Raw genomic sequence first — 15252 nt, forward strand, 5'->3', positions numbered from 1 at the left:
ATCCCCTTCTATGTATAAGATATAATTAGTAAATTTTATCAATAATAAACATTTTTTTCTATAAAAAAATTACCCCTGAGACCAACACTGTATTAGGGCAATAACTACACATTGAATTTTCTGAAAAATACATTTCCATTTACAACGAACTTCAATTATGTTATCACTTTTATATTGGAGGGATAATTAATGATAAAACTTATTGTATCTGACTTAGATGGAACATTATTGAATTTTAATAAGCAAGTAACCGATGAAGATATAGATGCCCTAAAAAGAGCAAATGAGCAAAATATTACATTTGCCATTGCAACTGGTCGAATGGAGCCAGAGGTCCTTGAGGTTTTAAAGGTTGTAAACGATCGCTTTCACCGTATTAGTCAAAATGGGGCCTTTGTAATTACAAATGACAACGAAGTATTACATCACACAACATTTTCTCCAGCAATTGCTCATGACATATATAAGTACACACGTGATCAAAACGACATCATTACATTGGTTTGTCACGACAATACTAATTATGCTGAGAAAATTGATGAGCATATTGAAAGAATACAAGGTCGTATGTTTTTCCCAATAGTTGAAAAACCAAATTTATTAGCAGAAATGAAGGCAGGAATGGCACCAACAAAAATAATTATTGGTGGCTATGACGTACAAAAACATGAAAAAAACTTATTAGAGCTGTTCCCTACACAACTTGATGCTTTTGTATCTGAGGAGAATTGTTTAGATGTGATGCCTAAAAATATTAGTAAAGGTAATGCTATACAAAATTTACTAAATCACCTTAATTTATCTACTGATGAAATTGCATGTATTGGTGATTCTTTTAACGATATACCGATGTTTAAATTAACTGCCAATAGTTATGCAATGTCTGAAGCACATCCAGATGTTAAAAAGGAAGCCAAGTATGTTGTAAATTCAGTTAGTGAAGCAATCGATCATGTCATTAACCAAAATCAATTGCAAGAAAATGTTGTTTTATAACTAAAAGATCTCTTAAGATGTTATAAGAGATGATGCCCCCTATCATATTCCCTATATCCTATATCATGGGGTGGCAGCCTCTTTATTTATCGAATATTCATGAAATTTATGTAATTACACTTCATTTTACCTAATCCACCAAAAAAACGACAAACGCTTCTCACATATGCACTCAAATTGTAAGAATAAAACTTTCTTTTGCTAATTATCACTAGTTTTGTCACACGTAAAGGAATCTTTCCATACATAAAGAATTTGTAGACTATGACTTGTATGGGAGGAGATAAGCAAATGAATACATCTGAATTTGCGTATAAACTTGGTGTTTCCCCGAAAACAATTCGCCGCTGGATACAATATTTTGAGTTACCATTTAACAAAAATGATAATGGGCATTACTTATTTACTCATGAAGACGAGGAATTATTTCGCCATATTCAAAAACAATTGAATAGTGGTGTTGTGATGAAGGACGTGCAGTTAATAAAAGTACGGAAAGGAGTATTATCAAATACGAATACCCAGGTCAATGAGAATCATAAACCACCTACGACTTACTTACAAAAATCTGATTTGGTACAGCTTATTGATCAAGTAAAAAACATTGAACAAAGCTTGGACAAGAAAGCAGATGAAGTTGTATCATACCAACTATTACAACATCGTAAAGAAATCGACATGTTACAAAAAAATGTCATTTCACTAGAAAAGAAAATTGAAGAAATTGAAGACAAATACGCACAAATATTAACACAACAAAAGTCAACGGAACCAATTACACAAAAGAAAAAAAATTTCATATCAGCAATCTTTAATTAAGGCTCTTTTCAGCAGGTTTGTTCTAAATGTATAAAACCTAAAATGAGCTGCTGTGTTATAGTAAAAGTTATCAAAAGTACGATCACTAATTAGATTAAGGGTTATTTCTTGACAGGTAACTAGACAAGTATTGATATTATTATAAGGATGCTTTCGCATTGATTGTTGTTTTTCGTATTAAGATATAAATACCTACACAACTTGAGTTCGTGGCATCATTTCTTCTGTACAACAATGAATAGCGTTATTAATCTACTTTTTATAGTACGAATTTGAAAACAAATGGTAACATTGTTTTCGCAAAGAGCCATTCATAAACAATTGCTATAGTTTCACTAATTAGAACTTCAAGAAGTGGTATTATACAGATATCATCTTTTTATCAATAAAATCTGGGGTTTCTAAGTACGAAAAACAACAATCATTATGAACGTTATACAAGGGGAAGCATCATGAAAAAAATAATACTAATTGGTTAGGGCGGATCAGGAAAATCTACACTAGCAAGGAGATTAGGTGATGAACTCAAAATAGATGTCTATCATCTCGACGCGTTATTTTGGAAACCTAATTGGGTTAGTGTTCCAAAAGATGAGCAGTGTACCATGCAAAAAGATTTAGTGAAAAAAGAAAAATGGATTATTGATGGAAACTACAGTGGAACGTTGGATATAAGACTTAATTCAGCAGACACGATCATTTTTCTTGATATTCATAGAACGATATGCATGTATCGTGCATTCAAAAGAATGTTACTGTATCGAAATAAAACGAGACCAGATATGGGAGAAGCTTGCGAAGAAAGGTTTGACTTAGCTTTTTTTAAATGGATTTGGGATTATCCAAAAACTAAAAGGCCTGAAATTGTAAAGAGACTGGAGCAATTTTCTAATGACAAGAACATTTTTGTACTTAAATCTCCAAAAGAAGTACAAAAATTTTTAAAACACCAGCTATTATAAATTGTTAACTTTATTTTTAGAAAGCAGTATACTACAATATAAGAAGGCTTGGATTTACTTTATCCAAGCCTTCTTATATGTTCTGAAATTAATGTTTGTTTAGCTTTCTTTCTAGTAGCCTATAGCCTTCTTTTTTCGTAGACCCTGTTCCTTTTGTCACCAAATAAATTGAATGATAGTACCAAAAAGGATATAAAACCTAGCCCATACATTTTCTATATGTGGTACGGTGATCCAGCTTAATTAATGATGCGTACAGCTTTTACTGCAAATGGACGCCAATAAGTATTTAAATCAGCTTTTGTTACCCCTGTTGAACTTCCTGCATGAAGGATTGTGTCTGAATCAACGACGATAGATACGTGATTGATGACCCCATCTTTAGTCGTATCAAAGAAAATCAAGTCACCTTTTCGAATATCAGAAATCGCTACAGGTGTCCCCTGCTTTGATTGCTCTACTGAAGTACGTGGCAGTTTAATACCATTATTTTCATTAAAAGCTCTATACGTAAAGGAAGAACAGTCGAACGCATCAGTTCTTGTCACTGAAGCTCCATATAAATAAGAAGCACCAATATATTTCATTCCTGTTGACACGACTTGATCAGCCTTTTCTTCCCATGTGCTTAATTCTTTATTACTTGCTGATGGAATTTGGATAGCTTGTCCTATGTAAATTATATTAGGATTTTGAACTTGTGGATTTGCTTTTGTTAATTCAGCTAAAGTGGTTTGATGCTTGTTCGCTATTTTTGAAAGTGTATCCCCAGATTGAACTGTATAAGATGCAGCTAATGCACTTTCACCAAACCATAAAGAACCTAAAATTGTACCAGCAACTATCAATTTTTTCATATCATTTCTCTCTCCCTTTCACACTACTTTTTCTGTCTAAATAAATCATAACACTGTTCAATTATCATTTTTTCTACCATATACATCCAAAGTTGCCCTATTTCAAAATGATAGGTCTATAGTCTGGTGTAGCTTAACATTTAGTTTACAATGCTGTAACTATTATCGTTTAGTTAGACTTTTGTTGGAGTTCAAACGCCACACTTACCATTAATTACTATATAAAATATTCTTAATGATAAGTGGATAACCAATAGAGTACACGCTTATCTGTTTGTTATTGTGGTAATGCTATGTTCAATACTGATCAAATTTTGTCATGGAATAATAAAGAGCTGAGAACTATAGTGTTAATGACTATTTTTTCACATAAAAACACAATCTAATATGAGTAAAAAGTACATTGTCTACCATACTAACATTGTGTTTATTTTTACAACTACGAAAGGGTGATTATTTTGGAAAAAAAAGGGAGACAAAATAAAGTGTCAAAAGAAGTAGCAAACCCAACAGTATCAGCAGCTGAGGCTGAATTTGCAAATGAACTGAGTGAAACGACTGAAAAGCAATCTAGAAAAAACAATAAAAGATAAAAAAAATAAACCTCACACTATGAATGTTGTGAGGTTTACTTTTCCATGATCCATTATAATCATTTTATTGTTACGAAGTTCTTTCTACAAGAGCTTATCATTGATTTGACCAATATTTTTTTGTTTGATTGGTAAGATAATTTCTACTCGTGTACCTTCTCCAGGATTACTATAAAATGACATTTGCCCTTTATGTTGTTCAATTATTTTATAACTAATCATTAACCCTAATCCTGTACCTTTTTCCTTCGTTGAATAAAAAGGTTCCCCTAAGTTTTTCAATCTATCCTTAGGTATGCCACATCCATTATCAACAACTGCAACTGTTACAATATCATTTTTTCTATGTGTAGACATCGTAATAAATCCAGTATCCATCGATTCAATTGCGTTTTGAATAATATTCGTAAATACTTGGATTAACATTTCATCTTCGCATTCCACTAGTGGAATAGTTTCATCAAACTGTGCACCGAGTTCAATATTATGTAAATCAGTATTTGTTTTAACCAAAGTAATAGCTCTATTAATAATGCTATGAAGATCATTCATTTCAAAAGATGATGTTGATTTTGTTTTTGCTAATGATAAAAACTCATCTATGATTGTTTCGACTGTAGACAATTCATTCATCATAATAGCTGCGTGTTGTTCATTGTACTCTTTCGTCATTTGAAATAACTGTGTAAACCCTTTAATTGTAGTTAATGGATTTCTAATTTCATGTGCAACGCCGGCTGCAAGTTTACCTACTAACGCCAATTTTTCTGATTTAACCAACATTTCTTCATATTTTTTTCTTTCTGTTATGTCACGTGCAATGACTTGAATGGCTTCTTCTTCCTCATATACCGTTTTTGTAGCTGTATATTCAATTACACGTTCACCTTTATTTGTTATGACTATTTGTTCTTCGTTTGTGTAAGAATTCCCCATTAAAAGCTGATTATAATTATACTCAGCAAGTTCAACCCGATCTTTTGTAAAATAATCATAAATATTCGAACCAATTATTTCTTCTTTACTAAATCCTGATAATTCACATCCAGCTGGGTTTACGAAAATCACTTTTTCATCACGTACAACATAAAACGCCTGTAATGAATCTTGAATTAAGGTTTCGTATTTTTCCTTACTTTCTAATAGTTCTTTTTCTATACTTTTACGATGGGTTATATCATGAATTTGAACTATAGCAAATTGTGGGCTTTTATCTTCGTTTCTTTGAAGGATACCTTTTAATTCTCCCCAAACGATTCGTCCTGATTTATGTATATATCTTTTTTCTGTTGCAATCTCATCGATATGCCCAGTTAACAAACAGCTAATTTTATGTAAATCACGTTTATAGTCATCTGGATGTGAAATTTCTTCAACAGTTTTGCAGCACAGCTCTTCCCTTGTATACCCAAGAAATTTACAAAAAGCATCATTTATTGCAAGCGGTATTCCTACCTCACCTTGACAATCATATATTGCCATGGCTATTCCTGCCGATTCAAATGCTAGTTTGTATAAATTTTTAATATTCATAGACTTCACCCGTCAATCATATTAATTTATATTTTTAATTATAGAACGATTAGTATAAAAATGGTATAAATATGTTTGATAATCTAATAGATTTGACGTTACTGTGACTTTTAAGCTGTTGACTTCACACCAAAATTGCTATAATAAACCATAATTAATGAACAATGCATAACATAAAATGAATTGAGCATGAAGAGATATTAACGGAGGTTGATGACATGGAAGTTGGTTTTTATGGAGATAAATTTATTGATATTAATGAAAAGGTCGTACCGATCCAAGAAAGAGGGCATCAATTTGGAGATGGAATATATGAAGTTATTCGAGTTTATGATGGCAAACCATTTTTATTAAAAGCACATTTAAACCGACTTGAAATGAGTGCTAAGGAAATATTAATCGATTTACCTTTTTCTCTAGTAAAAGTGAACGAACTAATATTAGAGGGGATAACGCGATCGGAATTGAAAGATGCACAAGTATATATTCAAGTAACTAGGGGAATCGCACCGAGAGATCATATATTTCCTAATGTCCCCGCACAGTTTTCAATGACTGTACGCCCCTCACGTCATGTAGACCTTGTCAAACGACAAAACGGAGTAGCTCTTCAATCATTCGAAGACACCCGTTGGGCGAATTGTTTCATCAAATCGCTAAATTTATTACCAAATGTCATTGCAAAACAAAAGGCTTCTGAAGCAGGTTATGACGAAGCAGTCTTTATACGTAATGGCATTGTGACAGAATGCTCTAGTTGTAATTTATTTGCTGTAAGAGATGGTGTTGTCTACACACATCCAGCAACAAACCACATTTTACATGGTATTACAAGGGAAGCAGTCATCAATATTGCATCTCAAAATGATCTTTCCGTAAAAGAACATCCTTTTGATATTGATTTTCTTTACAATGCTGATGAAGTTTTTATAACGAGTACATCAATCGAAATATTACCTGTCAATAAAATTGACAACATGAATATATCAATGAATAACCCTATAACAAAGCAACTTATTTCAGCTTTCCAACAATTAAAGGAACAATAAACAGATTAGAAATCATGCTAATGAACAGTTAACCCTTAAGTAATATAAGATGTGTGAAACGGTGATATAAAGACCATATCACCGTTTTTTTTGCTTTATATATTCAATCAATTAATTAAAATATCTAAAAATGTATGTTTTCATCATGTCTAAACGTACAATCAGAGTTTAAATAATTCCATAAAATATTAATATATCAAGAAAGGAGGAATGGTAATTATGAGTAATTTCGGCGGTATCTTTGCCTTAGTTATTGTACTTTTTGTGCTCTTGATTATCATCGGCTGTGCTTGTGGCCAAGGATTTTATTAATTCCTAATCTACACAGCATAAAAACTCCCTAATTCAACCAATCATACTTCACATTTACTCAATTGTACTTTCTATCCTTCCCATGATAAAGCTTCTATCATTCATTTTTTGTGAGGTGATATAATCACCTCCCTAACACAAAAAAGTAAAATAATGTTAAATTCGGGAGAGTATTTAATTAAAAGGAGTTAACTACACAAGAAAGGAGGTTTGAGCTTATGTGTGGATACGGTGGCGTAGCACCAGGCTACGGTTACGGTGGCGGGGGCTTCGGCTCTGGCTTCGCGCTAATTGTTGTCCTATTCATTTTGTTAATTATCGTATTAGGAACGTTAGCATTTGTTTCTTATTAGAGAACCGAAGACAGCATCTTAGAATATCATACTAAACAGACTAAATCACTTCGAACATTTAGTCTGTTTATTTTGTTATAAATTAAGGGTGCTTTCACAATTCTTACGAAGAAATAGTTTGTTTACACTTGGAGTTGGTAGTATTTTTTCTTTGAAATAGGATGTTTTAGCATTGACTGTTTTTTTCCTACGAAGAAATAAACACCTACATAACTATAGTTTGTCAAATCTTTTTTTCTGTACAACGCTGACTTACAATATATAACATTAAAAATGAACAAAGTTTTAAGATAACAGCTTAAAGCCTTCTAGATGCTGCTACTTTGTTGATTTAGTAAGAGTAATAATAACGTGTAGTTTAGATAGTAAAACAGTGAGTTTGGACAGTAAAACAGTGAGTTTGGACAGTAAAACGTGTAGTTTGGAGAGTAAAACAGTAAATTAGAGAGAAAAACGAGTAGTTTAGATAGTAAAACAGTGAGTTTGGACAGTAAAGTGTGTAGTTTGGAGAGTAAAACAGTGAGTTTGGACAGTAAAGCGTGTAGTTTGGATAGTAAAACAGTGAATTTTAAGAGTGGAATACCTCTCTCTTTTTCCCCAATAAACAACTTATATTGGCTGCTTACGTGATCGCTTTTTAGCTTATAATCATCATAAGAATAAGTTGTTAGTTACTTAATTTGATTCTCTGTGAAGCTCTTCTTACTCATGATTTCTCTTACCTCATATTTAAACCTGTAGCTGTAGTTATTACTTATTCAACAGGCACCCTTTAGATAGATTTTTGCTGCGCCCATCTAAAGGGTGCTTGTTATACAACAATATCGTTTAGTATAAAACCACAAAGGTCAAGCCTAGTTATTTCTAAAAAACATCTTTGTATATACCTATAAAAATTATTTTACTTCTTAATTAGTTGAATATGATCAAAGGCTGCCCAATTATGCTCATTTCCATCAGAGTATACACCAATAGTAACAGTGCCTGTCGTTACATCGATATTATCTATTTCAAATTTCTTCCAATCACCTATTGAGGATGATCCAATATTTTCATAAAGGGTGGAACCACCGTGATTACTTGCTTCTAAACGTAGCGTATTTTGACCTCCACTTGAACGGACCCAAACCGAGGCTTTATAAACTCCATTCTCTACATTTATATGTTGATATGTCGTCTGTTGATAAGGGGAAGATTGCCAATGAGTCAATTTATGCGCTCCAGACAATGGATAGTCTGTATCAACTTTGTGAACTGGGTCTTGTCCCTCTGGTGTCCAGCTTTGCCAATTATTCAATGCTCCTAATTCAAAATCTCCATTTACAATCAAATTACTATCATTATTTGAGTTCCATAAGAAAGTAGCTACTGCTCCTGCTGGCAGAGTATAGTTAAATGATTCGTCTCCCTCTTTGACAGTGAACGTTTGATGGGTATTAGCATTATTTAAAACTAACAAGGCTTTTGATCCATCTGTGTTTTTAAAAGCAACGTTTTGAATATCGTTATCGTAATTAGTATCTATTCTTTTTGCACCAGGTTTAACAAACTTACTAATATGACCAAGCACATAATATTCTACATTTTTGTATACATCACCTGTTTGTTGGTTAATCGTTACAACACCACGACAATCTGTACAACCACCATTAATTGGTCCAAAGTTTTCATCTAATGCTAGATTCCATAGCAGAACTGACTTCGCCCAATTTCGAGTCGAACCGATTACTACATTCGACATATTCCATGCTAAATTATCTCCAAAATCAGTTGACCACTCCCCTCCTGAACATTCGGTAAACCATATACCTTTGTCCGGGTGAGCATTTTGCACTAAAGATTGTTGCTCGGGGGAACCGCCATAACAATGAAAAGCACTACCCGCCAAATAAGATTTTGCTTCCTCATCATTCATTACTTCTATTGGATAATCATATTCATTCCAGTTGTGATCCCAGCTAAGTATTTTCGTATCAATTGCTTGACTATTAAAAGTTGGCCCAAGATGATTTTTGACAAAATCAATTTGTTCAGATGCTTCCATCTTCATACTCGGATAGCCGGCAGTTTCATGATGTGGCTCATTTTGAATGGTCATTGCATAAATAGGAAGTCCCTCATTTTGATAGCTGTTAATATATTTTGCAAGATACTGTGCATATACACCATAGTATTGCGGAAGAAGTTTACCCCCATTTAATGATCCATTATCTTTCATCCAACCAGGTGCACTCCAGGGCGTGCCCATAATTTTCAAATTAGGATTTATCGCTAATGCTTCTTTTAACATAGGAATTACATTTTGTTTATCTTTATCAATAGAAAATTTTGCTAAATTCGGATCTGTTAATCCTGCTGCCATATCATCATATGAGTAGCTTTCTAAAGAAAAATCTGATGCACCTACAGTATGGCGAACAAAACTTAAACCAATACCTTCATAACTAAATAGATCGTTATATATCGCGTTTCGTTGCCAATCGTTTAGTTTTTGATTAAAAAGCCATGCTGAAGACCCAGACATCGCTGCCCCAAATCCATCCATTACTTGATATTCCTTACTTTCATCAACTTGAATCGTTACACCCTCTACGCTGTTGTTTAGTGAAAATTCAATATCAATTTGCTGCTGAAGTAATTGCTGTTGATCAGCTGTCGTTAACCATACTTGCACATTTCTTACTTCAGCGTTAGCAGGAGTAACAAAACTACTCATTAACAATAATGACAACGCTATCATAATTATCCGTCTGGTTGAAATTACCTTCACTTCCATAACCTTTCTCCCCCTTGTTATGATTAATAAAATCGAAGTACACCATTTAATGTTAACGCTTACATATTTATATAAAAAAACACAAGCGTTACACTTAATTTCATTTTACAAGCTTTATATATTTTAAACAAGCATTAATTCGTAATCCAATAATACTTTGAATAACCCTATAAATCTCCCAACAATCGATTTATCTAAAGGGGGTAGACCCCTTTAGACCTCACTGGAATTTTGTTACTTTGATCGTCTTAGGTCCCCCATTGGCAAAATGAATATTTCTTCAATTATAACAACAACCTAGTAAATCGGTGTTTAGTCTTCCTCAGTTGGTTACATTCATTCTGCTGTTATTAATATATACATGATGATTAACATTTACATCCATATATTTATGTGAATATTAGCATCAATACTTGTTTAATACTACAAACTTGTGAACTTTTTTATATATGTTTGAACCATTTTGCGGTGACTACCGACTAGCTTCTCAGGAAGTGAACGTAATGGAAAAAATACTGTTTCTAACCCCTCCTCTTCATTTGTTTTTACCACACCACTGAAATCATTGCAGAAATATGCAATTGTTACAACATAGAACTCATCACCATTTTGTAATTTGCAATAATTTTCTTTTCCAGAAAAAACATTAATAAGTTCTAAGTTACCCACAGTAAGACCTGTTTCTTCGTAAACTTCCCTTTTAGCTGTTTCTTCTGTTGATTCAGCTAGTTCCATTAACCCACCTGGAAGCCCCCAAACACCATATGGTTCTTTTCTTTTTTGAAGTAATATCTCGTCTTGATCATTTATTAGCAAAACAACTGAGCCGACAAGTATAATAGGACGATGCCCTATAACCTTCCTTAAATCTTCTACATAACTCATCTATATTTTTCTCCTAACCTTGACTTATAAAAGCAGCTTCATCCGCTAACAGCAACGAATGTAGATTTTTTTACTAGTTTATTAATATTCAAACTTTTTAAACCGATATACGATAATACTCGAGGCAATAATTATATAACTGATAACAATGATATAGTTTTGAATGATCGTTGTATTTATTATAAAGGAATCACCAAAATTATGTATATGGACAATGTTATTAATTGGAGGGAGCAACCACAAGATCCATGCTAAAAAGGTTGGTATACCATTAGCAACAGCTTCGGTTACTAGTGACACCATTAGTACAAGACAAGTAGCTAACCAATGATATTGACTATGTTTTGTTACAGCAAAAAACATGCCTACGATCACACCCAACTGACAAAGTAATACATGGCTAATAATCGAGACGATGATTACTGAAATTGACGGGGTTGTTAGAAATCCATTTAAAATAAGTGGATATACAATTGCCAAAATAATAAGTAGGCTACCATACACCAACACAGCGATATTTTTGCTTAATAAAAATTTCATTTTTGATTTGATATGAGTTAAAATTATTGCTCTTTCAGAGTGATCCTCTCGATGAAACCTCGAATGTGTTAGACAAGCAGAAATTAAATATAAGACCATGCTAGATATTAAATAACTATTCATTATATCTTTTTGACTATAAGTATAAAATATTACAACCCACAAGCAAAAACAGCTACTGGGGGAATAAAACGAAATGACCGAAAATATGTTATAACAAAATAACGTGATAAATATACCATACTAGTTCTCCTATAATGCATCTAATTTACTTACTAAGATGATTGAATGACCTTGTTGTAAAAGATCTAGTAACAGTTGATCATTATCCTGTGCCCTTACCGTTACTTTTATTTGATCATCCCCAACCATCGAATAGTGATACACATCTTTTAATTCATTTAAGGCATTTTCGTTGCTATTCTGCGAAATTTTACAAATAATCTCATAAGCATCCATCTCTTAATTTATTAATGATTTTTCACTACTAACATTTTTATTACTTATGTACAACACCTTATCTGCTAATTCATCAACTATCGATTTTTCATGACATGAGAAGACCATTGAGGTACCAGTTTCTTTAATTGCTAATAGATTTTCTACCAAGGATGATTGCATTCTCCGGTCTATACCTGATAGCGGCTCATCTAAAACAAGGATGTCAGGTTCATGAATTAACGCTTGTATAAGGCTTATTTTCTGTTTCATTTTTTTAGAAAATGATTGAATTTGCTTACCTCTTACATGTTTCAACTCAAATCTATTAAGTAATTCCATGATTTTTGTATCTATCTCTTGTCGACTATACCCGTTAATTTTAGCTAAATGATACAAATATTCATACGTAGTCATGCGAATATTACATGTAAACTGTTCAGGTACATAGCCAACTCGTTTAGAAGGCAAGTTAATTGTTCCTTTTGAGGGCGCAATGAGTCCTGTAATTAATTTAAGTAATGTACTTTTTCCGGAACCATTTTTCCCTATAACAGCAACCGCTTCACCTTTTTACAAAGTTAACGATATTCCTTCGATTATTGTTAAATCATTAAATGATTTAGATACATTATCTATTTTACAAATTATATTACTCAATGACTTCACCCGATCTTATCATTGATTATCACTTTACAATTAAACTATTATTTTTTTGTGTACTAAGTATGCAATAGGAACCAATAAGGTGGTTATATGGCCCTTCAATATCTTCTATTATTATTTTACAAAAACTACTTTCATATTGTACCACTCCCCTCTTCCAAAACATAACAATATTTCTCACAACAGCTTTACCATTAATAGTTACGTGACAACTTGGCATCATCAAACATTTTCCGTAAAATAGATCCTTATCACGTAAATCACATTCTTTAATGCTACTTAATTAATGTAATAAGTACAAAATCCCTCGAATATCATAGAATTGGTAGGGAAACAAGTTTTAGAAAATTAGCAAGTACACTATTTCCTTATCAAAATTAACTTATTGATAGGAGGAATGAACATTTGATTTATGCAAATCCTGGTTCGCCAGACTCAATTATTACATTTAAGAAGAAATATGATAACTTTATCGGTGGAGAGTGGGTCCCTTCTGCAAGTGGTGAATATTTCGATAATATGACGCCGATCACTGGACAAGCGTACTGTCAAGTTGCTAGATCTAATGGCGAAGATATTAACAGAGCTTTAGATGCTGCACATACCGCAAAGCATACTTGGGGAAAAACGAGCGTCACTGAACGATCAAATCTATTAAATAAAATAGCTGATCGAATTGAAGAAAATATGGAGAAATTGGCAGTTGCAGAGTCATGGGAAAACGGGAAACCTGTTCGGGAAACATTAGCTGCTGATTTGCCATTAGCGATCGATCATTTTAGATATTTTGCTGGCTGTATTCGTGCAGAAGAAGGAAGCTTAGCACAAATTGATCAAGACACTGTAGCATACCACTTCCCTGAACCAATTGGGGTTGTAGGTCAAATAATCCCTTGGAATTTCCCTCTATTAATGGCAACGTGGAAACTTGCACCAGCACTCGCTGCTGGAAATTGTGTCGTTCTAAAGCCAGCGGAGCAAACTCCAGCATCCATCATGGTACTTATGGAGTTAATTCAAGATCTACTACCTCCAGGTGTTGTGAATGTTGTTAATGGTTTCGGAGTTGAGGCTGGCAAGCCACTTGCAACTAGTGATCGAGTAGGAAAAGTAGCATTTACTGGAGAAACAACGACTGGACGGTTGATTATGCAATATGCGTCCCATAATATTATCCCTGTGACACTCGAATTAGGCGGTAAATCGCCAAATATTTTCTTTGAAGATGTGATGGCACAAGAGGATGACTTTTTAGATAAAGCAGCAGAAGGCTTTACAATGTTTGCTCTAAATCAAGGTGAAGTTTGTACTTGTCCATCAAGAGCTCTAATTCAAGAATCTATTTATGAACCTTTTATGGAGAAGGTCTTGTCACGAGTAGAAGCAATTAAACAAGGTAACCCTCTCGATATGAATACAATGATAGGTGCGCAAGCTTCATCAGAACAGCTAGAAAAAATAATGTCATACATCGATATTGCTAACCAAGAAGGAGCAGAATTACTAGCTGGAGGGAAAAGAAATATACTTGAGGGTGAATTACAAGGAGGCTACTATATTGAGCCTACTGTTTTTAAAGGTACCAATAATATGCGCTTCTTCCAAGAAGAGATTTTCGGACCAGTTGTAGCGGTTACAACTTTTAAAGATAAAGAAGAAGCATTACAAATTGCCAATGATACGTTATACGGTTTAGGGGCAGGCGTATGGACGCGAGATATAAATACAGCTTATCGCTTTGGGCGTCAGATCGAAGCTGGTCGTGTATGGACAAACTGCTATCATGCATATCCTGCTCATGCAGCTTTTGGAGGATATAAAATGTCTGGTATTGGGCGTGAAAATCATAAAATGATGCTTTCTCATTACCAGCAAACGAAAAACTTACTAGTAAGTTATAGTCCAAAGGCGTTAGGGTTCTACTAATGCTTGAAAAGGTGATAGCTACTGAAACTGCGCTAAATCTTATAGCAAAGCTAACAGCGAAACATGGACCTCTTATGTTCCATCAATCAGGTGGCTGTTGTGATGGTAGTTCACCAATGTGTTATGCAAGAGATGAGTTTTTAATCGGTCAATCGGATGTCTATTTAGGAGATATTGGAGAAACTCCTTTTTATATGAACAAACAGCAATATGAATATTGGAAGCATACTCAATTAATTATTGATGTTGTCGAAGGTCGAGGAGGCATGTTTTCTCTAGAAGGCCCAGAAGGAGTAAGATTTCTTACAAGGTCAAGATTGTTTCCAAACAATGAAAATCAAATATAAACACCATATTCAGCTGATACCTTGTCAGCTGTTTTTTTGTTATTTGTGTTTATCGTAGCCATCCATCAACATTAACGTTTCCTCGTAACATACTCCTACTTGCTCATCATTAGAAATCTGTTAAACTATTATTTCTTAATAATATTATTTTATTTGTAGTTGTGTGTGCATGATATGTAGCATACTAAGTAAGACCCGGT

General features: G+C 33.4%; 16 protein-coding genes and 1 pseudogene. 10 read left to right on the top strand and 7 right to left on the bottom strand.

The genetic code is table 11. The features are described from left to right. Window positions 1-189: 189 nt before the first annotated feature. The 3 genes and pseudogenes from JM172_RS06610 to JM172_RS06620 all read left to right on the top strand — a co-directional run bounded on the left by JM172_RS06610 (window position 190) and on the right by JM172_RS06620 (window position 2777). Window positions 190-996, top strand: a complete 807-nt coding sequence (locus JM172_RS06610) for an HAD family hydrolase (protein WP_214481309.1) — start codon at window positions 190-192, stop codon at window positions 994-996. A 291-nt stretch (window positions 997-1287) separates the two neighbouring features. Then, window positions 1288-1815: a MerR family transcriptional regulator gene (locus JM172_RS06615; protein WP_214481310.1), complete on the top strand. Its 528-nt coding sequence runs from the start codon at window positions 1288-1290 to the stop codon at window positions 1813-1815. A 452-nt stretch (window positions 1816-2267) separates the two neighbouring features. Beyond that, window positions 2268-2777: pseudogene (locus JM172_RS06620) on the top strand (DNA topology modulation protein). Window positions 2778-3016: 239 nt separating this feature from the next. Here the strand turns inward: JM172_RS06620 and JM172_RS06625 are convergent. Further along, the gene (locus JM172_RS06625; RefSeq protein ID WP_214481311.1) at window positions 3017-3634 is read right to left on the bottom strand and encodes a C40 family peptidase; all 618 of its coding nucleotides are present in this window, start codon (window positions 3632-3634) and stop codon (window positions 3017-3019) included. 458 nt (window positions 3635-4092) lie between these two features. Between JM172_RS06625 and JM172_RS25110 the strand changes: the two genes are divergently transcribed. Further along, window positions 4093-4227, top strand: a complete 135-nt coding sequence (locus JM172_RS25110) for a hypothetical protein (RefSeq protein WP_284730435.1) — start codon at window positions 4093-4095, stop codon at window positions 4225-4227. An 84-nt stretch (window positions 4228-4311) separates the two neighbouring features. Here the strand turns inward: JM172_RS25110 and JM172_RS06630 are convergent, their stop codons facing one another. Next, complete coding sequence (locus JM172_RS06630; protein ID WP_214481312.1) at window positions 4312-5760, bottom strand: PAS domain S-box protein; 1449 nt, start codon at window positions 5758-5760, stop codon at window positions 4312-4314. A 218-nt stretch (window positions 5761-5978) separates the two neighbouring features. Between JM172_RS06630 and dat the strand changes: the two genes are divergently transcribed. From dat to JM172_RS06645, 3 genes are all read left to right on the top strand, one after another. Beyond that, entirely contained in the window at window positions 5979-6809 is an 831-nt protein-coding gene (gene dat / locus JM172_RS06635; protein WP_214481313.1) for a D-amino-acid transaminase, read from the top strand. A 210-nt stretch (window positions 6810-7019) separates the two neighbouring features. After that, window positions 7020-7121 carry a YjcZ family sporulation protein gene (locus JM172_RS06640; protein ID WP_214481314.1) on the top strand — a complete coding sequence of 34 codons (102 nt, stop codon included), beginning with the start codon at window positions 7020-7022 and terminating at the stop codon, window positions 7119-7121. A gap of 218 nt (window positions 7122-7339) precedes the next feature. After that, entirely contained in the window at window positions 7340-7474 is a 135-nt protein-coding gene (locus JM172_RS06645) for a YjcZ family sporulation protein (RefSeq protein ID WP_214481315.1), read from the top strand. Between the two features lie 901 nt (window positions 7475-8375). Here JM172_RS06645 and JM172_RS06650 read toward each other — a convergent pair. The 5 genes from JM172_RS06650 to JM172_RS06670 form a co-directional block, all read right to left on the bottom strand. Then, window positions 8376-10250, bottom strand: coding sequence for a glycoside hydrolase family 30 beta sandwich domain-containing protein (locus JM172_RS06650; protein WP_214481316.1), 1875 nt, complete (start codon window positions 10248-10250; stop codon window positions 8376-8378). 423 nt (window positions 10251-10673) lie between these two features. Next, window positions 10674-11135, bottom strand: a complete 462-nt coding sequence (locus tag JM172_RS06655) for an NUDIX hydrolase (RefSeq protein ID WP_214481317.1) — start codon at window positions 11133-11135, stop codon at window positions 10674-10676. Window positions 11136-11216: 81 nt separating this feature from the next. Continuing rightward, on the bottom strand, window positions 11217-11675 hold the full coding sequence (locus tag JM172_RS06660) for a hypothetical protein (RefSeq protein WP_214481318.1): 459 nt from the start codon (window positions 11673-11675) through the stop codon (window positions 11217-11219). Window positions 11676-11927: 252 nt separating this feature from the next. Beyond that, window positions 11928-12134, bottom strand: coding sequence for a hypothetical protein (locus JM172_RS06665; protein WP_214481319.1), 207 nt, complete (start codon window positions 12132-12134; stop codon window positions 11928-11930). A gap of 3 nt (window positions 12135-12137) precedes the next feature. Continuing rightward, entirely contained in the window at window positions 12138-12665 is a 528-nt protein-coding gene (locus tag JM172_RS06670; protein WP_214481424.1) for an ATP-binding cassette domain-containing protein, read from the bottom strand. Between JM172_RS06670 and JM172_RS06675 the strand changes: the two genes are divergently transcribed. From JM172_RS06675 to JM172_RS06685, 3 genes are all read left to right on the top strand, one after another. Further along, on the top strand, window positions 12610-12798 hold the full coding sequence (locus JM172_RS06675; protein WP_214481320.1) for a hypothetical protein: 189 nt from the start codon (window positions 12610-12612) through the stop codon (window positions 12796-12798). The genes JM172_RS06670 and JM172_RS06675 overlap by 56 nt on opposite strands. A gap of 386 nt (window positions 12799-13184) precedes the next feature. Continuing rightward, window positions 13185-14705 carry an aldehyde dehydrogenase gene (adh, locus tag JM172_RS06680; protein WP_214481321.1) on the top strand — a complete coding sequence of 507 codons (1521 nt, stop codon included), beginning with the start codon at window positions 13185-13187 and terminating at the stop codon, window positions 14703-14705. Further along, window positions 14705-15052 carry a DUF779 domain-containing protein gene (locus JM172_RS06685; protein WP_214481322.1) on the top strand — a complete coding sequence of 116 codons (348 nt, stop codon included), beginning with the start codon at window positions 14705-14707 and terminating at the stop codon, window positions 15050-15052. The genes adh and JM172_RS06685 overlap by 1 nt, the downstream gene beginning before the upstream one ends. Window positions 15053-15252: the final 200 nt, after the last annotated feature.

Origin of the sequence: Bacillus sp. SM2101 (assembly GCF_018588585.1) — a bacterium.
Lineage (GTDB): Bacteria > Bacillota > Bacilli > Bacillales > SM2101 > Nanhaiella > Nanhaiella sioensis.